Genomic DNA, 21826 nt, shown 5'->3' on the forward strand with positions numbered 1-21826 from the left:
ATAAGTCACCAACTTCTATTTTGTCATGGATTAGCTGGCGCAGGTTTCAATTCCTCAATCTGAATTCATTAATATGAAACCGTCAGGAACCCATATCAGAAACTCGTAAGGCTGGTTTCAATTCCGCAAGCGGAAGTCATTAATATGAAACCAGTAATACTCTGGCAGCATATCGCTAGCAAAGATGGTTTCAATTCGCAAGCGGAAGTCATTAATATGAAACCCAAAGCTGACAAATCAGGTAAAGTAAAAACTTGTAGTTTCAATTCCGCAAGCGGAAGTCATTAATATGAAACCTCTAAGCTAAAACCTTATTACAACAAGGTTGTTTCAATTCCGCAAGCGGAAGTCATTAATATGAAACGCATAATATTATTTGAAAATGCAATTTACCGTCACGGTTTCAATTCCGCAGCGGAAGTCATTAATATGAAACCCAAAGAGAAATACGAGCAACTGGTCGTCGAAGTTAAGTTTCAATTCCGCAAGCGGAAGTCATTAATATGAAAACTCCATCGAAACCGGGCGACTGCCGAAGAACGAAAGTTTCAATTCCGCAAGCGGAAGTCATTAAATGAAACCGATCGCTTTCTTCCCATTTTTAAGCCCATGGCTTTTGTTTCAATTCCGCAAGCGGAAGTCATTAATATGAAACTGCCGTCGTCAATATCCACACGATCGCGGAGCGTTTCAATTCCGCAAGCGGAAGTCATTAATATGAAACTCCCGATACCTTTGATTTTGTGGTCAGAGGTTATGTTTCAATTCCGCAAGCGGAAGTCATTAATATGAAACAACCAAGCTTGACCCGAAGGCATTGGAAATTCCATGTTTCAATCCGCAAGCGGAAGTCATTAATATGAAACGCCAATCATCATTGCAAGTTAATGTAGTTCACGCCAGTTTCAATTCCGCAAGCGGAAGTCATTAATATGAAACCGCGCTTGATTGTCAGTTAACTCAAATCAAAAAATGTTTCAATTCCGCAAGCGGAAGTCATTAATATGAAACCATCGGATTTGATACTGGTATAAATTATTAAGCGTTTCAAATTCCGCAAGCGGAAGTCATTAATATGAAACGTAGAAGCGAAAATCTCTTGAATTTCCACAATTTCGTTTCAATTCCGCAAGCGGGAAGTCATTAATATGAAACAGTTGCAAGATCTCGCTGCTAAATACCCTATGAGTGTTTCAATTCGCAAGCGGAAGTCATTAATATGAAACAACGTACCAAATCCGTCACAAGTAAGCGTTCCATCGAAATGTTTCAATTCCGCAAGCGGAAGTCTTAATATGAAACACCAACCTTGCATTCAGGTTTTTTCTTAAAAGGTTTCAATTCCGCAAGCGGAAGTCATTAATATGAAACGTGGAAGGACTTGCACGCTCATAGGGGGGGATTGCCGTTTTCAATTCCGCAAGCGGAAGTCATTAATATGAAACGTTCAACCCTATAGAGATATGGGAGAAATACGAACGTTTCAATTCCGCAAGCGGAAGTCATTAATATGAAACTCCGGAACTATCCGATCTGTTATTCACTCTAGAAGAAAGTTTCAATTCCGCAAGCGGAAGTCATTAATATGAAACTTTGAGGTTTTTGGCGGGGATTCTAGAAACAGCATTGCTGTTTCAATTCCGCAAGCGGAAGTCATTAATATGAAACTTTGCCAAAAATCTCGAAAAAGGAAGGACGTAAGATGTGCTGTTTCAATTCCGCAAGCGGAAGTCATTAATATGAAACTGGGATGAAGAGGACGAAGGCGAAGAATCTGAATGTTTCAATTCCGCAAGCGGAAGTCATTAATATGAAAACCGACCTCTTGTCTCAAGTGCTGGATATCGATGAAATCGTTTCAATCCGCAAGCGGAAGTCATTAATATGAAACATGTCGTGGCTATCTCCAATAGCGCCGCTAGCTTCTTGTTTCAATTCCGCAAGGCGAAGTCATTAATATGAAACTTGATGTGATTTCAAGAAAATATTTCCAGTGTTGTTTCAATTCCGCAAGCGGAAGTCATTAATATGAAACAATCCATGCTGGAACCAAGAACCCAATCAGTCTCTGTTTCAATTCCGCAAGCGAAGTCATTAATATGAAACCGCCTGCGAAAAAATCAAAGCAGTTGGGACGTTGCAGTTTTCAATTCCGCAAGCGGAAGTCATTAATATGAAACTCAGTTGGGCTAACGCGTTTTTCAAAGTTAGTCGGCAAGTTTCAATTCCGCAAGCGGAAGTCATTAATATGAAACAGGCTTGTATTTCTACAGTTTTTAATTTATTGTCAAGCTTGTTTCAATTCCGCAAGCGAAGTCATTAATATGAAACAATTTGGTGCTTAAGACAATAGGCGTCGTGATCGTTTAATTCCGCAAGCGGAAGTCATTAATATGAAACTTGGGACAACAAAATAATAAATATCATCCAAAGAAGTTTCAATTCCGCAAGCGGAAGTCATTAATATGAAACTTGCTTTTAATTCTTTTAGTTCAGCCCTAAACATTTTCGTTTCAATTCCGCAAGCGGAAGTCATTAATATGAAACAAAGAATTAGCAACGCGAATGGGCGTAGCTTTATCGTTTTCAATTCCGCAAGCGGAAGTCATTAATATGAAACTTGATCGGGCTTGTCAAGCAATAGCCATAGACTTTGGGTTTCAATTCCGCAAGCGGAAGTCATTAATATGAAACGACTTCTCCCATTACCTTTTCTTTTAGGCATTATCGTTTCAATTCCGCAAGCGGAAGTCATTAATATGAAACAAACTTGAAGCGTTAAATGAGGAGTAATCATGAACAGTTTCAATTCCGCAAGCGGAAGTCATTAATATGAAACTTGTCTGCCAACTTGTCGCTAACCGTGCCTAGTTGAGTGTTTCAATTCCGCAAGCGGAAGTCATTAATATGAAACTATCTAAAAATAACGGACAAGTGCCGTATCCTGACGGTTTCAATTCCGCAAGCGGAAGTCATTAATATGAAACTTGGATCATCGTTTCTACTGTATCTATTTCAGGTTTCAATTCCGCAAGCGGAAGTCATTAATATGAAACTGATTTGATGATTTTTTCCCACCTTTTTTACTGCTACGTTTCAATTCCGCAAGCGGAAGTCATTAATATGAAACGATCGACAGTTTCAACCTTTTGTCTTTGTGTTGCCAGTTTCAATTCCGCAAGCGGAAGTCATTAATATGAAACGACCTTTTATTTTTTGACGATAGCACTACATCTGCAAGGTTTCAATTCCGCAAGCGGAAGTCATTAATATGAAACAAAATCGGCTTGTCTAACTTTGGATTATGGACAGTTAGTTTCAATTCCGCAAGCGGAAGTCATTAATATGAAACCTGATTTGCCCATGCAATAGTATTTTCTGCTAAATCGTTTCAATTCCGCAAGCGGAAGTCATTAATATGAAACATTTAATATATTACGAGAACATCTAGCAAAAGCTTGTTTCAATTCCGCAAGCGGAAGTCATTAATATGAAACCCCGGCATTTGAAACCCTGCACCATCTTGATTTCTACAACCATTTTTGGCAGGGGAGGTAAAAAACCCCATTTCAGCGATCGCAGAAACTGTCAAATGATTGACTTTACAAGACAAATTCCTGTCAGGATAAGGGTTACAGACTTTTGGCGGGAGGTAGGGGGTTTTTGCCCGTGCTTTGCCCCGCCAAAATTTTGAGCATATTCCAATGTCGAGGTACAGAGGTGACCGGAGGCTGCTGAAAACAGATTGCGGTACTGTATAAGCTAAAGATAAATGCTCTCATGAAAATTGTCAACTTGATTTTTTTTGTTCTTTTTCTGTTTTTTAACGTCTATATTTAATTTAAGTTTTTCTGTTTGATATCCCAATACAGACGCTTCTCCTAACTCAATATTAAACTTCTTGTATCAGAAAATTTTATCTGTGTGTATCTGCGTTCATCTGCGGTTATTATTCATTTTTTTACTTTTACAAGAAGTCTATTCTTTTTGCGATCGCTAGCGAAATTGATAAGTCAGTCGTCATAGCAGTTGTCCAATTCTAAAGGAAATTTGCAAAAGCAGGATACACCCTACAGATAATATCTATTTCTTTTAATTAACGTGAGCGGGTGCAAAGAATCATTAATTGCTTTTAGTGGTGATACATGCGCTAAAGCGCTACTACAAACAAATCGCGTCTTTCTTTGCGCCTTTGCGCCTTTGCGTGAGATTTAATCAATTTTCATCTGCTGATAATTTTTCCCATATCTTCTGATATTCTTTTTTCATCTCATCAGCCAACTTTTGCGGGCTAAGAAGTTGAGCACTTTCGCCATATTTCAAAATACGCTGACGAAACCAAAACCAATAATCTATCGTGGCTTCGATCTCACGAAACTTTCCTTCCGGATCGCTGCAAACAATGACTTCATCCTTACGTCGAGGTTTGTAATTCGCTAATTTTCCGCTCGTGCGATAACGTACTTTTAACTTGGGAAAGTCACATGATACCCAACGAGTATCCGATGCAGCACCAACATTGACTATTCTATCAAGGCGAAAGATATGATTTTGGTCAATGTTGTGCCAATGGTCAAATTGCCAAGAACGCCAATCGGGGATAAATGCAAACAGGTAGAGAACACCATCGTGCAATCGCAACTCCGAACGGTCTATATCCCAAATTCTCCCTTCTCCTGGTTTGCTTTGATAGCGAATTGTGTAGCGACATTGTTGCTGAAAGCGTTCTTGAAGTTGACGAACAATCTTATCTAAATTGCGATCGCTATAATCAACAGGAGGACTAAAATCCAGCTTAACAAACGCTGGAATGTCTGATTCTGACAGATTCCCAATGCGTTGAATCTGACTAGCTTGAGCCGAAAAGCCCATATCAGAAAGGAAATAAACAGCTATGGCTAGGGCTGATCGCTGTTCGGTAGACAGGAGTAGGGGAAATTTTGACTCAACGAGTTCGTAAGGGCTGTGAGTTCCGCTTCTAATTTCGATACCGCAATCCCTCAGCTTGCGAATTGCGCGAGTCAGTTTTTGCTTAACATCAATATTATCTATAGATTGACCGTGCTGTTCGAGAAAGATTGATAGTAAATCTGTGAGTTCATCGCGGCGTCGTGGTTTTTCGGCTAGAAGTCTGAGGATTTCTAGAGCAAAGGCAAGCTGGTTGTTACTTGCATCCACTTTGGGCGGCATTGTTTGAAAGTTTTTTGCGTGTTTGACTCTACTAGTGTTCCCAGAATTTTCCTACCGTAGTCAAAAAATGATAACAAAGTTTTAGAAACTAGTATTAGACTGGGTTCAAAGGAAATACAGGAAAGCAAATGAAGCTTTTTTTACAACCTCTCTACTCTCAGCTTAACCCAGGAGTTGAGAACTGTCCGGTTGGGTGTACTTCTAAATGCCTTGTCACTCAACAGGCTCCCAAGCTGCAACCACCACCAGGATGTGTTTGTCCCTTATCATCACATCAAGCGAAAACTTATAAAGAAATTATACACGGAGATGCAGATATTATTTGCAATAAATCGGCAACTGGTGATGGTAAGTCCTTGGCTGCAAATTTACCGGGACTCCTCAATCCTGATTTCCGCATTATGGCTTTGTATCCCACTATCGAACTGGTGGAAGACCAAGCCGAACAACAAAAGCATTACAACAGCCTATTCAATTTAAATGCTTCTCAACGGGTTGACCGTCTCTTTGGTGCGGAATTAAATAGACGAGTTAAGCAAGCAGATAAGAGTGATAAGTTTCAAGAACTCCTGTTGGCGATTTATCAAAAGCCTGTTTTGCTAACCAACCCCGATATTTTTCATTACATGACTCACTTTCAGTACCGTAATCCGGCTTATGGTAATGCTCACTTACCATTGACATTGGCTGAATGGCCCGATCTATGGGTGTTTGACGAATTTCCTATTTTTGGCAGTCATCAAGAAACTGCTGCTTTAAATAGTTTGGCTTTCATTCGCCGCAGCCAAGAAAACCAACCCCGTCCCAGACGGTTTTTGTTTACTTCAGCAACGCCAAAACCGGATTTTATCGAACAACTCCGCAAAGCTGGTTTTAAGGTAGCTTCGGTTGAAGGGGTTTATGCAAGCGAGGAAACACCTGGATTTCGACAAATTCTGCAACCAGTGGACTTGGAGTTTGTGGAATTACCGAAGGACAAAGACACCCAGACGTGGTTGGAAGAGATGATTCCGACTCTTCAAGAAATTCTGAATGCGGAATCAAAAGCGAGGGGCTTGATTATTATGAATTCGGTGGCGAAAGCCGGTCAGGTTACTCGTTTACTACAAGCTTTGTTACCAGGGGTGATTGTTCGAGAAATTAGCGGACGGGTTGACCGACAGCAAAGATTGCAGGTGCAAAATGACTTGAAAGATTCCAGTCAACCAGTTCTTGTTGTCGGTACTTCTGCAGTTGATGTTGGAGTTGATTTTAAAATTCACCTGTTGATTTTTGAAAGTAGCGACTCTGCAACTGTGATGCAGCGTTTGGGACGTTTGGGGAGACATCCTGGTTTTAATACGTACAGGGCTTTTATTTTGATTCCCGGTCATACTCCTTGGATTGTGGCACGACTGCAAGAAAAACTGACTCCCGATGAAACAGTGACACGGGACACTTTAGCAGATGCGATCGCTTATGCATTTGACCCACCCAAAGAATTTCAAAAATATCGCCAGCGTTGGGGTACATTGCAAGCCCAGGGAATGTTGTCCCGAATGACTCAAGAGAATGCGAAAGTCAGCGAACAAGTCCGTCAACGCATGACTGAAGATTTGCAGCGCATTTACTCGCAAGATTTTGAGTCCGCAAGCCGCCAGTGGTTTGCGATGCAAAATAATCCTGTTGGTAAAGCAACCCAAAAAGAACTTTTACGCTTTCGAGGAGGTTCAACGCTACAAGCCGCCGTTTGGGATGGCAATAATTTCTACACTTACGATCTACTGAGACTTTTACCGTATGCACGAGTTGAAATTATTAACCGCGAGACATTTTTAAATGCAGTTACTCAGTCGGGAAGGGGTGAAGAAGAATTTCCTGATGAATTTATCAATGTTTATCTTCGGATTCAGGAATGGTTGGATAAGCGAGTGGACAATATTAGCTTGCACTGCAACCGCAACAGCAGCGAGTTACCAGTTGGCGAACTCTATTTAATAGATAAGTTAAGTTTAGTTGGTGATTTGCAAGCTGATGTTGTTAACTGTTTGCACCACAAGAAATTACTCACTTTTTTAGTTCCAGTCAACAAAAGTAAACTCAGCAGCCATTGGGAAGTAAGCCGTACTCTTAACCTCAGCCCATTGTTTGGTTTGTATCGCTTGGTGGATGCGAGCGAACAAGCTTATGCGTGTGCATTTCATCAAGATGCTTTACTTTTAGAAGCTTTAAAGTGGCATTTGAAAAAATTTACCAGTACGCGATTTGAATCTTCCATCTTTTAGATTTTGGATTTTAGATTTTGGATTTTAGATTTTGGATTTTAGATTTTGGATTTTAGATTTTGGATTTTAGGTTTTGGATTTTAGATTTTGGATTTTAGATTTTTTAAAATTTCATGCCTATGTAAGTAAGTCTGTGAAAAAACTGTGTAACAAAAAGTAAAGTCTTTGTATTTGGCTCGTAGTAGCGCTATAGCTAACGCCATGCTACGCGAACAGCGAAGACAGCGCAACTACAAACAGTGATGATTATTTACGCCGACTTACTGATTTCTAAAGAATTTTAAATCTAAAATCAAGAACCTAAAATCCTCAATTTTTCTCCCTTTAGGTGAGGTCAATCCAAAATCGTAAATTCAAAATCCACTCTAGGCATAACTTTATCAATCCAAAATCTAAAATCGTAAATCCAAAATCCAAAATCTAAAATCGTAAATCCAAAATCCAAAATCCAAAATCCAAAATTGTCTTATGTCAACCCTTCTTCAAACACTGCTCATTGAAACTTTACCAGAAGATACAGACCCGATTTTGCGTTTGTATATCGAGAAGCTACTACCACCACTAGAACGGGAATTTAGTTTCATTTCAGCTTTAGGTGGTTCTTACGAAGCACATTACCAACTATTATCTCAGCTTGGTGACTCCTATGCTCAAGAAAAAGCTCAAAGTTGGTCGAGTCGTGCAGATCAAAATTTATTGGTTCACGTTCTCAATGGCTTACTCACTGCTTGGAATATTAGTAAATATTTACTCCAACCTTTATCAGATGTTGAAAAATATTTACTTTGTTTGGGATTAACTCTACATGACTACAACAAGTATTGTAACGGACAAGGAGAAGAAACGCCCAAAAATTGGCAAGTTGAAGAAATTATTAATGTGTGCCGCGATTTAGGAGAAAAACTTGAGTTTCAATTATTTTGGTCTGAATGGCAAGACTATCTCCCAGAAATTGCTTACTTAGCACAAAATACCCAAAATAAAGCTAGCACAAATATTTACCCCGCTAACTGGCTTGTTCCTAAAATTAAAGATCGCCGACGTTTGGAAATTCCTTTGCGTCGTCTGCTTGCTTTTGGCGATATTGCAGTCCATTTCAGCGATCCAGGAGATATAGATACTCAAACTGGAGGACAACGACTGCGGGAACAACTGCGATTCTTAAATATTAACAAAAATTTGGTTTATCATCGCTTGCGAGATACTGTAGGTATCCTCAGTAATGGGATTCATAACGCCACAATTTTGTTTGCTAAAGAATTCGATTGGGAACCAATTTTGTTCTTTGCTCAAGGTGTTATTTATCTAGCACCACCAGATAATGAAACTCCAGAGATTCAAAAACTTCAAGAATTTATTTGGACTCAAGTCAGTGGAGTCTTAGCTAGTAAAATGATGGGAGGAGATATTGGGTTTAAGCGAGATGGAAAAGGCTTAAAAGTTGCACCGCAAACCTTGGAATTATTTTCTCCAGCAGAACTTATTCCCAAATTACCACGAGTCATTGAGGTTAAAGTCGCAAATAGTAAAGACCCCGCAACACCCAAACGTTTGGAGAAGTTATCTTTAACTGAAACTGAACGAGAATTTCTCAGCAAGGGTGCTGATATTCGAGCCGATCGCATTGCCGAATTTATTTTTCTCACTCAAAAGGAATTTTTTGGTGAGTCTCTAGAATACATAAATTGGATGCTCAATACTCTGGGAATTAGCAACCAAATATCACCAGAGGAAACACAAGTACAATCAGGAGGTGTAAATTATGGATGGTATCATGCTGCTGCTTGTTATATTGCGAATTATACGACTTTAAAACCAGAAGATGTATCGGAATCTATCGAAAAATGGGCTGAAGATTTAGTAAATTGGGCAAATGAAAATCACTTACTTTCCTCACATTCTAGCCCTATTCGCGATATTTTCTATGATTACTTAACTCAATATTTAGAAGTACAAGCATGGGATAGCGATCGCACTTCATTCGACACTGAATTTACAGCCTATGCCAATGCGAAAACAAAGGTAGCAAAACAACCTATTTGTTCGTTAAGTTCAGGTGAATTCATCTCTGAAGACCAAATGGATTCTGTGGTTTTATTTAAGCCACAGCAATATAGCAATAAAAACCCTCTTGGAGGGAGACAAATCAAACGAGGTATTTCCAAAATATGGGCTTTGGAAATGTTACTCAGACAGGCTTTTTGGTCTGTCCCAGCAGGAAAGCTAGAAGAACAACAACCCGTCTTTTTGTATATCTTTCCGGCTTATGTCTATTCTCCTCAAACAGCTGCTGCTATCAAGTTGTTAGTCAACAATATGAAATCCATCAATCTGTGGGATGTTCGCAAGCAGTGGCTGGAGAAGAAAATGGATATTCATGCTTTGCAATCCGTCCCCTGGTTAAGTGATGAAGCAAATTTAGGGCGATTTGAAAAGGATAAATATGCGAAAGAAGATTTGCCTTTTATGGCAATGAACTATACAACTACACGAGGGAAAACACTCACTGATGCATGGGTACAACCTGCTTTTCTTGCTTTATCGCTTTCCATATTGCTAGGAGTCAAAGTTATAGCAACTAGTAGTTCCGTTCCGCTTTATAACAGCGATAGTGATTTTAAAGAGTCAATAGTTCTCGATGCACCCGCGTCATTTTGGAATTTACTCGGATTGTCTAATTCGTTGCGAATTCAAGATTTTCAAAATGCAATGCAGCGACTTTTGATTGCATACAGTCTTCATTTAGAAACTCGGAGTTCTCCACCAGATGCTAAATGGCGAGATTTGATTAAAACAGTTCGGGAGGTGACAACAAATGTATTAAATATTTTTTGTCTAGCAGCAGAGGGTTTACGACGCGATAAACGAGATATACCCAGCCAAGAAGAAGTTAGGCGTTATTGGCAATATGCTCAACTTTGGGTAAAACAAGATAATTTTAGGCTAAACGGAGGCATTTTTCTCATGAAGTTAATCGAAAAGCTAGTACAGCAATATCGCGTGTTTTATCAAGCTAATTTGGGCGAATCCAGCCATACAATTTTACTTCCTTTATCAAAAGCTATGGAAATGATTTTGTCAGTTCCCCAGCAAGTTGATGTCGATGATTTAATTTTACAGGCTTCCGGACAAATTCAAGATGCTTTGGGGCGTCAAGAAGTTTATAAACGTCCTTTGATGATGGATAAATCAATGGATAAAACTAAAAGGGAGGAGCAAGAATTAATGGCAATTCATGCTTTTATGACGACTTGTGTTCGCGAACTGTTTCTTGAACTTTATAAAGGCGATCGCGCTTTGCTTCAAGAAAATCGCAATCGGATTAAATCTGGAGCAGAATTTGCTTATCGTTGGTTGGCTTTACAAGAAAAATCTGCAAAATTCTCCTAATTCTCCAATACAGAATCCAAAATCTAAAGTCCAAAATTCTCCAATCCAAAATCCAAAATCTAAAATCCAAAATACCATGAGCATTCTTACAACTTTGAAGCCTGAATTTCAATCTGCATTTCCCCGTTTGGCATCTGGAAAGTATATTCATTTTATCTTGTTACGTCACAGTCAATCGTTCCCTGTGTTTCAAACAGATGGAATTCTCAACACTGCACGCACGCAAGCGGGTTTGGGTAAGACAGATGAAAGCAAAAAACAAATTAGCCGTTTGGTGATGTTTAAGCGCAAACAAACGACTCCTGAAAGACTTGCTGGACGGGAATTACTGCGTGGTTTAAGTCTGACAAGCGCGGATGATGCGAATAAGGATAAATACTGTGAATATAATGGGGAAAAATCTTGCAAAAAGTGCCCGGATTGTATTATTTACGGATTTGCGATCGGTGACAGTGGTTCGGAACGTTCTAAAGTCTATTCTGATTCGGCTTTTTCCCTGAGTGCTTACGAGGAGTCCCATCGCAGTTTTACTTTCAATGCACCTTTTGAAGGGGGAACGATGAGCGAAGCAGGGGAAATGCGAAGCAGTATCAATGAATTGGATCATGTGATTCCAGAGGTGACATTCCCCACAGTAGAAACGCTGCGCGACTCTACCTATGAGGGTTTTATCTACGTTTTGGGTAACTTACTGCGTACTAAAAGATATGGCGCTCAAGAATCGCGCACGGGAACAATGCGGAATTACATTGCTGGAATTGTTTTTAGTGATGGTGAAATTTTTAGTAATTTACATTTCACTCAAGCACTTTATGATGCTTTAAAAGGAGATATCCATACTCCTATTAGTGATGTTTTACAACAGGTAGAAAGGGTGGCAAATGATTTATTGAATGATGAACCTGTACGGAAAAATCAGTTGATTTTGGGGTCACAATTAGATGATTTGGTCGGTGAAATTAATGCCCTGTATCAAGATGAGGCTCGCTTGGTGGAAACTATGACTGCATTATACGGGCAAACTAAAGCTTATGCAGAATCTTTTGGAGCTAAAAAGAAGGGTAAGTAATCTTTTCTCTATTTTCTTAGTGTCTCTATGGTTAAAAAATCAGTTTTGAACTGTAGAGGCGCTTTACCCCCCTTAATCCCCCCTTGGAAAGGGGGGAGATTAGATTTCCGGTTCCCTCCCCTTTCTTGGAAAGGGGGAGATTAGATTTCCGGTTCCCTCCCCTTTCTTGGAAAGGGGGAGATTAGATTTCCGGTTCCCTCCCCTTTCCAAGGGGAGGGTTAGGGTGGGGTAAAACTAACGCTAATCCAAAATGATTTCATTATGGTTTTATATCACTGCAATTTGACACTACACGATAATGTTTTCTTCGCCACTAGGGAAATGGGAATTCTCTATGAAACTGAGAAATATTTACACAATTGGGGGCTAAGCTTTGCACTTTTCTCCATTCATTACATTCCCCAACCCTATCGGCTGCAAGGGGAACTGGCACAAAAACCCACATATTTAGATGCAAGCGCCGAACAAAATCTTTTACATCTCAATCAAGCCGGAATTTATGTATTTCCCGCTCAACCTATCAATTGGTCTTATCAAATCAACACCTTCAAAGCTGCTCAAGTTGGCTATTATGGTAAGTCAAAACAGTTTGGTGATAAAGGTGCTGATAAAAATTACCCGATTAATTACGGAAGGGCTAAAGAATTGGCTGTTGGCAGTCAATATCGCACATATATTGTTGCTCCAGAAACTATCAAAATTCCTCGTTGGATACGCTTGGGAAAATGGGCAGCAAAAATTAGAGTTGAAGTCATTAAACTTCCTGAACAAATCCTGCGATCGCAATCTGGAGATTACACCTGTTTGCATCCTTTAAATCCTTTAGATTTGCCCAGTGAAACTCGGCTCTTACTTTATAACCGGATTGTTATGCCTCCCGTGAGTTTAGTCAGTCAAGCACAATTACGAGGTGAGCATATTTTTGCCAAGAAAAATGATAAAACGAAAAATAAGGAGTGGGAAGATTTTAAAGCAACATTAACAGTAGGACAATATCAACAATTACCTGAAGAAATTTATTTACCCAAGGTCACTTTTTATGGAGCAGGAAATGTCGTTGCAACAGCATAAGTTTACTACATTGCATTCTATCGTTATCGAACTTGCAGCAGCAGATGTAGGAGAAATCCCCCCAACTTTATCTCGTGCATTGCACGCACTAGTAATCAAATGGTTAGCAGCCGCAAATCCATCTGTGGCGGAAGCCGTCCATGCAAGTCAAAGTTCGCCATTGACGATTTCCGGTTTGTTGGGAAATCGCCGTCAGGGTGGGGTGCGTGTAGGAGATTACTTTTATTTTCGGATTAGTTTATTGGATGGTGGTTTGGTTGAACCATTAATGCGGGGATTTGAACTGTCAGAGAATCAATCTTTAGTGTTAGGAGATTTCCCCTTTGTCTTGCGGAATATGTACGCCTTACCGGGAACGCATCATTTAGCTGGTGCGGCTGATTATGCGCTGCTGTCACACCCAGCCCCAGTTTTAACGGATATCGAGATGCATTTTTTCTCTCCTACCAGCTTTAAGCAAAATCAAAGCGTCCAGACTTTTCCCTTACCTGAATTGGTGTTTAACTCCCTGCATCGGCGGTGGAATGTTTTTGCACCAGAACAATACCAACTTCCGGCTTGTGAATGGAATGCTGTTGTCACAGGTTACGAACTGAAAACCTATGCACTCAAGATGGAAGGAGGTGCGGAGGTTGGGGCGCAGGGCTGGGTACGCTACCGATTTAGTTGTGCGGAAACGGCTCGAATTGCAACGATTTTGGCGAATTTTGCCTTCTTTGCTGGTGTAGGGCGTAAAACCGCTATGGGAATGGGACAAACACAGTTGGGCAATTCACAATTCAAAATTCAATCTTCAAAAACTCCTAATTATAAAAAACCTCGTAGAAAGGGTTTTGAGGCTAACGCGAAATGAACGAACAATTCTATCTTCCCCTTGCTTATCTAAATGCTTGGGAGTACTGTCCGCGCCGCTTTTTTCTGGAATACGAACTGGGAGAAAATGCCGACAACGAGCATATTATCATCGGTCGTCACTTGCACCGCAATGTTGATGATGAGGGGAAATCTGTTGAAGGTGACAAGGTGGTTTATCGACATCAATGGGTGTGGAGCGATCGCACGCTCATCAATGGCATTATCGATGCAGTCGAAGAAAAAGACAACCAGTTAGTGCCGTTGGAATTTAAAAAAGGACGCATGGCAAACCACTTGAACGACCATTTTCAACTATGTGGTGCGGCTATGTGTTTAGAAGAACGTACAGGAACTACCATTCCTTACGGAGAAATTTTTTACTATGCCAACCGTCGTCGCGAGCGTATTTATTTTACACCCGAATTGCGGTTAGCAACAGAACAAGCAATTCAAGCAGCGCGATCCGCTATTGGAAGTGCAATGCCACCACCAATTGACAATGCGAAAAAGTGTCAGGATTGCAGCTTGCAGAAAATTTGTTTGCCTAAAGAAATCAAAAAACTACGCCTTGAGGTATAAATTATGTCTATTCTCTACGTCACTCAACCAGATGCAGTTCTCAGCAAAGCCGCAGAAGCTTTCAAAGTTGCCCTCAAACAAGAAGATGGCAATTGGGAGAAAAAATCCGTTCCCGCCCAAACTGTAGAACAAGTCGTCTTGATGGGAAATCCCCAAATTACAGGCGATGCTTTAGTCTATGCTTTAGAACTGGGAATGCCAGTACATTACCTTTCTGGTTTTGGGAAATACTTGGGTTCGGCGCTTCCCGCATACTCTCGTAACGGTCAGTTGCGACTGGCGCAGTATGCTGCTTACTGCGATGCAGCCCATCGTTTGGAGATTGTCAAAACAATTGTGACTGGCAAAATCCACAATCAACACGTTGTTTTATACCGCCACGACCAAAAAGACAATCCCCTGAAATCTCGCAAACAGCTAGTCAAAGAACAAACAACCCTTAACGAGTTGCGCGGTGTTGAAGGATTAGCTGCACGGGAATATTTTGCCGCTTGGTCAAAAATGCTTGAGGAAGAATGGTCATTTAACGGTAGAAATCGTCGCCCTCCCACGGACGCAGTCAATGCATTATTGGGTTTTGCTTACGGACTTTTGCAAGTTCAGGTAACGGCTGCAGTCCATATGGCTGGTTTAGACCCCTATGTTGGTTATTTACATGAGGCGACAAGAGGACAGCCAGCTATGGTTCTCGATTTGATGGAAGAATTTCGCCCGTTGATTGCTGATAATTTGATTCTTTCAGTCATCAGCCACAAAGAAATTAAACCCGATGATTTTACCGATAATCTTGGTGCGTACCGACTTTCCGAAAGTGGACGCAAACAGTTTTTGCAAGCCTGGGAACGAAAAATGAACGACGAGTTTAAGCATCCTACCTTTGGCTATAGTTGCAGCTATCGGCGTGCGATCGAATTGCAAGCACGATTGTTAAGTCGGCATTTGCAAGAGGGAGTTCCGTATAAGGCACTGGCACTGAGATGAGTACTTTATTTTACCTCGTCATTTACGACGTGCCAGACAATAAAGCAGCAAATAAGCGGCGAACAAAACTCCATAAAATGCTTTCAGGTTATGGGACATGGACACAATACAGCGTGTTTGAATGTTTTTTAACCGCCGTGCAGTTTGCTAAACTAACAGTACAGGTTGAGAATTTGATTAAACCAGCCGAAGATTCAGTACGTATCTATGTTTTGGACGCAGGTTCGGTACGCAAGACCATTACCTACGGTTCCGAGCAACCTCGACAGCAAGACACAATAATATTATGATATTAGGGTAGTCTTACAGATTTTTGGCAGGGCAAAGCACGGGCGAAAACCCCCCACCTCCCGCCAAAACGTCAGAACCTAGACAAATCAATAGTTTCAGCGATTGAGGTATGAGCACAGAGCCTTTGATGAAAGCCTGAAATAAACTTTTAAAACAGTCCCGCCAAAAATGGTCGTGGAAACGTCTCTACAGTTAGCTTCCGTTGGCTGCCCCTTTCAAATAAATGAAACCCGCTTGCGGGATTGAAACAAACGGCTTCATTTTTACAAAATACTAAACAGTGAGCTTTCAAATAAATGAAACCCGCTTGCGGGATTGAAACGACTCATCAGGCGGAGAGACATAAAAATCTTGATTGATCTTTCAAATAAATGAAACCCGCTTGCGGGATTGAAACAAGACCGTATCTCGTTTCACGCGAACTAAATGCCTGCTTTCAAATAAATGAAACCCGCTTGCGGGATTGAAACATCTCACTAGCGGTCTAGCATACTCAGCGTCTTTTCTTTCAAATAAATGAAACCCGCTTGCGGGATTGAAACGGGAAAAATCCATACTGACGTGGATGTTTTTTAATACTTTCAAATAAATGAAACCCGCTTGCGGGATTGAAACTATGCCATTGATTTTTTAGTTTGTACCATCGTTTACTTTCAAATAAATGAAACCCGCTTGCGGGATTGAAACTGGCGATTTGGTCAAGAAAACGAAGTCAGTGTCCACTTTCAAATAAATGAAACCCGCTTGCGGGATTGAAACAGAGCAACATTGGCTATCCCAATTGATATAAATCCTTTCAAATAAATGAAACCCGCTTGCGGGATTGAAACTAACATTAGAAAATCTTAAAGACGTTCGAGACACTCTTTCAAATAAATGAAACCCGCTTGCGGGATTGAAACAAGTCAAATTTTTCTAAGAAGTGCCAAAAAGCCGGGCTTTCAAATAAATGAAACCCGCTTGCGGGATTGAAACAATTGGTAGTGAACCTACCAACTTCATTTCCATTGACTTTCAAATAAATGAAACCCGCTTGCGGGATTGAAACATCCTTTTTTAATATCTTCTTTTAATGTTTCATCTACTTTCAAATAAATGAAACCCGCTTGCGGGATTGAAACAGTTGAAAAATGTACATTACGACAATGATGATGCTTTCAAATAAATGAAACCCGCTTGCGGGATTGAAACCTACTTCTTTAGAAATTGGATGCACGAGCCAACCGCCTTTCAAATAAATGAAACCCGCTTGCGGGATTGAAACATTCCATTCTATCAATTGAATGTCAAGCTCAACAGAGTACTTTCAAATAAATGAAACCCGCTTGCGGGATTGAAACCTCGTCAAAATAAAGACAATTGATTGTAAGTTGAAAACTTTCAAATAAATGAAACCCGCTTGCGGGATTGAAACGACTTATCAAGTCTTGCTAGACAAGGAGTCCGCCTTTCAAATAAATGAAACCCGCTTGCGGGATTGAAACGTCCTAATTCCAACTTTATAAGAGATGATATTTGGGAACTTTCAATTAAATGAAACCCGCTTGCGGGATTGAAACCTTTCTTCTTGTTTCCCAGAATTGCAATATCTTTCAGATTAACGAAACCCGCTTGCGGGATTGAAACGTAAATCTGTAGGATTTTAATTAAGCGGCTGATTTACTTTCAAATTAAATGAAACCCGTTTGCGGGATTGAAACCAGCATGACAGCAGAACAGCCAGTACAACCTCAAGAAATCCCCGTACTTGACTATGGCGAACAGCCAGAAGCCTCAAATTTGGTTTTGCCAAAATCTGCTTCTTTGTCTAGCCCTGCTCAATGGACTCATTTGCATTTTGAAGTACAGCAACAGCCCGCGCACGACACAGGTGAACACCGTCACCAAATGCATATTTTGACCATGGTGACATCTGGTACGCCAATTAGCCAGTCGATTGACGGGCAGTCTCAACATCATTTGGTGGGTCAAAATAACGCCTTTATTCTTCCAGCAGGGGCACTGCATCGCTGTAACTGGCAACAGGATATCGAGTTTATGTTTGTTGGGCTAGATCCCCATGTGTTTATTCAAGTGGGTCAGGAACTCGTTAATTCCGATCGCATCGAACTAATCCCCCAGTTTGCCACCATTCAAGATCCATTAATTCAAGGAATTCTGTTCACCCTAAAACAGGAATTAATCGCGGAAGGGATTAATACTCATCTATTTATCGATCGGCTTAAGGTAACGCTTGTGGCGCACTTACTGCGAAAATATGGCGTTCAAAAAGCCCAAATCGCTACCTATGCCGATGGATTACCTCGGTACAAATTGAATCAGTTGCTGGACTATATTGATACTCACTTGGACTGTAGTCTGAGACTAGAAGAGTTGGCGCAACAGGTCAACATGAGCCAGTTTTATTTCAGTCGCCTGTTTAAGCAATCACTGGGGATCGCGCCACATCAGTATGTAATTCAGCAACGAGTAGAACGGGCAAAACAATTGTTGCGAAAAGGTGATTTGAGTCTAGCCGAGATCTCCTTGGAGTGTGGCTTTGCCAATCAGGGACATCTGAATCGGCACTTTAAGCGGCTGACAGGCACTACTCCCAAAGAAATTGCAAGAATGTATAAAAAAACGAGCAAGATTGTGTAATCAAAGCAGTTGGGATAAACATTACTCTATAAATTGTTCGGGTAGCACTCTAAACCTGAATGAGTTTAAGTAAGAAATTTCCTATGAAGGCTGTACAAGTTAAGAAATTTGCCGATCCAACTGCTATTCAAGTCCAAGAGGTTGCCGATCTCCAACCGACAGCAGATCGCGTGGTTGTCCGAGTCAAAGCAGCGGGCGTAAATCCGGCAGATTGGTATGTTGTCAATGGTATGTTTCAAATTCCGCCTGCATTACCCTTCACGCCGGGATTTGAAGCAGCAGGTGAGATTATTGCTGCTGGAACGACACATTTACAACCTGGTACTCGCGTTCTAATGACCTTGCCTTATTTGAGCGAGGGTGCAGCGAACTTTGGTGCGTTTGCAGAACAGATAGCGGTTCCTGCTAAAAACGTGGTTCCAATCCCTGATAGTGTTGATTTTGCGATCGCGGCTGCCCTCCCCGTCATGTATGGCACAGCATACATTGCCCTCAAGCATCGCGCCCAATTGCAAGTGGGTGACACTCTGTTGGTCACAGGCGCAACAGGGGCGACAGGATCGGCTGCTGTGCAAATCGGCAAGCATCTAGGGGCAACGGTTATTGCTACGGCGAGCGGTGCAGAAAAAGTGCAGCATGCGAAAGACTTGGGCGCAGATTGTGTCATTGACTACAAGCAAGAAAACGTGACCGAGCGCATCAAAGAATTCACCCAAGGCAAAGGCGTGAATGTTGCTTTTGAAACTGTGGGCGGTGATTTGTTTGAAGCCGCTATTCAATCGATGGCATCAGAAGGACGCTTGCTGCCAATCGGTATGGCGAGTGGGATTATTCCTGAACTGAGCATGATTCGGGTATTGGCAGGTAATTTTGCGATCGTCGGTACCGATTTCGCTCACTATACCGTTCACCATTTGGATTTAGTGCGTCAAGGATTAGCTGAGATTTTGAGTTGGCATCAAGACGGCATCTTTAAGGATTTGACCGTTAAAACAATGCCGCTAGAGCAAGCAGCTGAGGCGATCGCACAAGTGCATCAAGGGGCTGGTGCTAAAGTCGTGCTGACAATGTAGGGATCGCAAAGCGATTGCCTACAGCAGAGCTACGCTTAACCCCCAATCAAGTCACTGTAATGCATGGAAATTCCAATGTTGCAAGGTAGGAAAGAATCACACAGCAGCTCATTCCAGTTTTTAATTTAGAGGTCATAACTATGCAGGTTTTAGTCATTGCTCGGGTCAAACCAGGAATTCCGGTAGAGAAAGTTTTGCCCTTTGTGAGTGCAGAAGCAGCTCAAGCTTGGGAGTTTTATGCTTCTGAGCAAATTCGCCAGATGTACTATATTGCTGATATGAGTGGTGCAGTGATGCTCTGGGAAGGTGAAAGTGTTGAATCCATCACCCAGCAGGTGCAGAAACTGCCAATGGTGAAAGAAGATATCCTTGCCTGTGAACTCTTGCCACTCAAGCCTTATACTGGTTATGCCTCACTGTTTGCACAGCAACCGGGTAATGAATGAAGACTTTAATATGGAGCGGAAAAGAGTCACTTCTACTGAATCAAATTCTCCTCAGACAGCGAAGACAATTGATGTCAAAGCTGTAACGCTTTCGTAAAAGTTATATTTTTGAATTTAATAACAATATTGTAAATGCGATCGGTCTAAAGCCGATCGCATTTCATTTATAATCATTACTTTGATGGTACGGTTATTATCAATAGTGATGGTAGTTAAAGCCGAATAACAAAGTTTTTTATCACAAATATCATAAGAATATAAAGCAAACAAACAAGAACGCGATTTTCACTTATTCATAACACCTATGGCATTAATTCGTTACAACCCCTGGCAAGAACTGAACGCTATCCAACGCCTGTTTGAAGATACAAGAGTTCCATTTGAAAGAGATTTTGTTAAAGTGCCTGCTGCTGAACTGACTCAAACAGATGATGCGGTTCACCTCAAGTTGGAACTTCCTGGTATGGATGCTAAAGACTTAGATATTCAGGTCACAGAAAAGGCTGTTTCTATCAGTGGAGAGCGCAAGTCTGAAACTAAGACGGAAGACAAAGGCACGACACGGACTGAGTTTGACTACGGTAAGTTTCAACGTGTCATTCCATTGCCTGTAAAAATTCAAAATACTGATGTCAAGGCTGAATACAAAGACGGTATCTTGAATCTGATTCTGCCCAAGAAGGAAGAAGAGAAGAACAAAGTTATCAAAGTGAATTTAGAACAGCCGACTGCATAGTTTAATGTTTGAAAAAGCCCAGTTGCACTCAAGCAACTGGGCTTTTTGATTATGTTAAGTGTGATGGGCGAAATTAATTACATTCATCCCACTGCTTTAACCAGCAACAAGCGGTTCGATAGTTAAGGGAAGTCTTGCACTGTAGCGACTCACCAAACCTCAGACCAACGAGAAAGGAAAAACACTTGAAGCTCCTTCTTATATAAAATTTTTTATATACTTAGACATATTGACAAAATTCACTCGCTTTTAACTTGTTACAAATGATTTCTGTTGGAGCTTAGCAAGTTTTATCGTGTGTTTGAATGTTTTTTGACCGCCACGCAGTTTGCTAAGCTAATAGTGCAAGTTGAGAACTTGATTCAACCTATCGAAGATTCAATGCGGATCTATGTTTGAGACGCCGACTCGGTATGCAAGACGATGACTTACGGTTCCGAGCAACCTCGACAGCAAGAGACAATAATATTATGATATTAGGGTAATCTTACAGATTTTTGGCAGGGCAAAGCACGGGCGAAAACCCCCCACCTCCCGCCAAATCGACAGAACCTTGACAATTCAATACTTCCAGCGATTGAGGGATGAGCAAGAGCCTTTTAATCAAAGCCTGAAATAGACTTTTAAAACAGTCCCGCCAAAAATGGTGGTGGAAATGGCTCTACAGTTAGCTTCTGTTGGCTCCCCCTTTCAAATAAAGAACCTGCTTGCGGGATTGAACTTCAAATTAGCTTGCAGAACACACGGATACACTCTTTCAAATAAATGAACTGCTGCGGATTTGAACATTGACCGCTTAGGGATGTTTTTTGATCAAGTCCGACATTTCAACTAATGAAACCTGCTTGCGTGATTGAAACTTTTGGTTATCAAGCAAGGTCTTGCCCCCTTCTTTCAAATAAATAAACCTGCTTGCGGGATGAAACAAGCTTTAAATCGGGCCGGAGAGTTTGACTGATCGCAGGACTTTCAAATAAATGAACTGCTTGCGGATGAAACTAACAAAAAAACGGCACTAACAACGCTTGAATTTACTTCAAATAAATGAAACTGCTGGGGATGAAAGCTAGAGCTTATCCCTAGAGTGGGCTTTGCCAACTCTTTCAATAAAGAACCTGCTTGCGGATGAAACATGTAATCGGCTTGTCTTGTTTTGCATTATCAAATACAAATATCAAAAAAAAGACAAATTGACTAGTGTATATATAGTTTGAAGCCTGAAAATTAAAAATATAAAGTGT

Annotated in this window: 14 protein-coding genes and 2 CRISPR repeat arrays; of the genes, 13 read left to right on the forward strand and 1 reads right to left on the reverse strand. The window is 40.9% G+C overall.

The window, feature by feature from the left end; translation table 11 throughout:
* Positions 1-43 precede the first annotated feature (43 nt).
* Positions 44-3496: direct repeats of the CRISPR family, unit length 31 nt; unit sequence AATTCCGCAAGCGGAAGTCATTAATATGAAA.
* 719 nt (positions 3497-4215) lie between these two features.
* Positions 4216-5190, reverse strand: a complete 975-nt coding sequence (locus tag F7734_RS51715; RefSeq protein WP_155752056.1) for a WYL domain-containing protein — start codon at positions 5188-5190, stop codon at positions 4216-4218.
* Between the two features lie 128 nt (positions 5191-5318).
* Here F7734_RS51715 and cas3 point away from each other — a divergent pair, with 128 nt between their 5' ends.
* The 13 genes from cas3 to F7734_RS64675 all read left to right on the forward strand — a co-directional run bounded on the left by cas3 (position 5319) and on the right by F7734_RS64675 (position 20984).
* Positions 5319-7454 (forward strand): type I-D CRISPR-associated helicase Cas3', encoded by a 2136-nt coding sequence (gene cas3, locus F7734_RS51720; protein ID WP_155752057.1) that lies wholly within the window; start codon positions 5319-5321, stop codon positions 7452-7454.
* Between the two features lie 468 nt (positions 7455-7922).
* Positions 7923-10844 (forward strand): type I-D CRISPR-associated protein Cas10d/Csc3, encoded by a 2922-nt coding sequence (cas10d, locus tag F7734_RS51725; RefSeq protein WP_155752058.1) that lies wholly within the window; start codon positions 7923-7925, stop codon positions 10842-10844.
* A gap of 76 nt (positions 10845-10920) precedes the next feature.
* Positions 10921-11913, forward strand: a complete 993-nt coding sequence (cas7d, locus tag F7734_RS51730; RefSeq protein ID WP_155752059.1) for a type I-D CRISPR-associated protein Cas7/Csc2 — start codon at positions 10921-10923, stop codon at positions 11911-11913.
* A gap of 261 nt (positions 11914-12174) precedes the next feature.
* On the forward strand, positions 12175-12984 hold the full coding sequence (cas5d, locus tag F7734_RS51735; RefSeq protein WP_155752060.1) for a type I-D CRISPR-associated protein Cas5/Csc1: 810 nt from the start codon (positions 12175-12177) through the stop codon (positions 12982-12984).
* A complete protein-coding gene (gene cas6, locus F7734_RS51740; RefSeq protein ID WP_243147539.1) occupies positions 12953-13837 on the forward strand; it encodes a CRISPR system precrRNA processing endoribonuclease RAMP protein Cas6 in 885 nt (294 codons plus the stop codon). The genes cas5d and cas6 overlap by 32 nt, the downstream gene beginning before the upstream one ends.
* Positions 13834-14418 (forward strand): CRISPR-associated protein Cas4, encoded by a 585-nt coding sequence (cas4, locus tag F7734_RS51745; protein ID WP_155752061.1) that lies wholly within the window; start codon positions 13834-13836, stop codon positions 14416-14418. The genes cas6 and cas4 overlap by 4 nt, the downstream gene beginning before the upstream one ends.
* Positions 14419-14421: 3 nt before the next feature.
* Positions 14422-15399: a type I-D CRISPR-associated endonuclease Cas1d gene (gene cas1d / locus F7734_RS51750; protein WP_155752062.1), complete on the forward strand. Its 978-nt coding sequence runs from the start codon at positions 14422-14424 to the stop codon at positions 15397-15399.
* Complete coding sequence (gene cas2, locus F7734_RS51755) at positions 15396-15689, forward strand: CRISPR-associated endonuclease Cas2 (protein WP_155752063.1); 294 nt, start codon at positions 15396-15398, stop codon at positions 15687-15689. Before cas1d ends, cas2 begins: the two co-directional genes overlap by 4 nt.
* A 213-nt stretch (positions 15690-15902) precedes the next feature.
* Positions 15903-17390: direct repeats of the CRISPR family, unit length 37 nt; unit sequence CTTTCAAATAAATGAAACCCGCTTGCGGGATTGAAAC.
* 4 nt (positions 17391-17394) lie between these two features.
* Positions 17395-18330, forward strand: a complete 936-nt coding sequence (locus F7734_RS51760; protein ID WP_155752064.1) for an AraC family transcriptional regulator — start codon at positions 17395-17397, stop codon at positions 18328-18330.
* Between the two features lie 83 nt (positions 18331-18413).
* Complete coding sequence (locus F7734_RS51765; RefSeq protein ID WP_166482689.1) at positions 18414-19403, forward strand: NADPH:quinone oxidoreductase family protein; 990 nt, start codon at positions 18414-18416, stop codon at positions 19401-19403.
* 140 nt (positions 19404-19543) lie between these two features.
* Positions 19544-19849, forward strand: coding sequence for a hypothetical protein (locus tag F7734_RS51770; protein WP_155752066.1), 306 nt, complete (start codon positions 19544-19546; stop codon positions 19847-19849).
* A gap of 304 nt (positions 19850-20153) precedes the next feature.
* On the forward strand, positions 20154-20585 hold the full coding sequence (locus F7734_RS51775) for an Hsp20/alpha crystallin family protein (protein ID WP_155752067.1): 432 nt from the start codon (positions 20154-20156) through the stop codon (positions 20583-20585).
* A gap of 297 nt (positions 20586-20882) precedes the next feature.
* Positions 20883-20984 (forward strand): CRISPR-associated endonuclease Cas2, encoded by a 102-nt coding sequence (locus F7734_RS64675; RefSeq protein ID WP_347566435.1) that lies wholly within the window; start codon positions 20883-20885, stop codon positions 20982-20984.
* Positions 20985-21826 lie beyond the last annotated feature (842 nt).

This window comes from Scytonema sp. UIC 10036, from assembly GCF_009725235.1.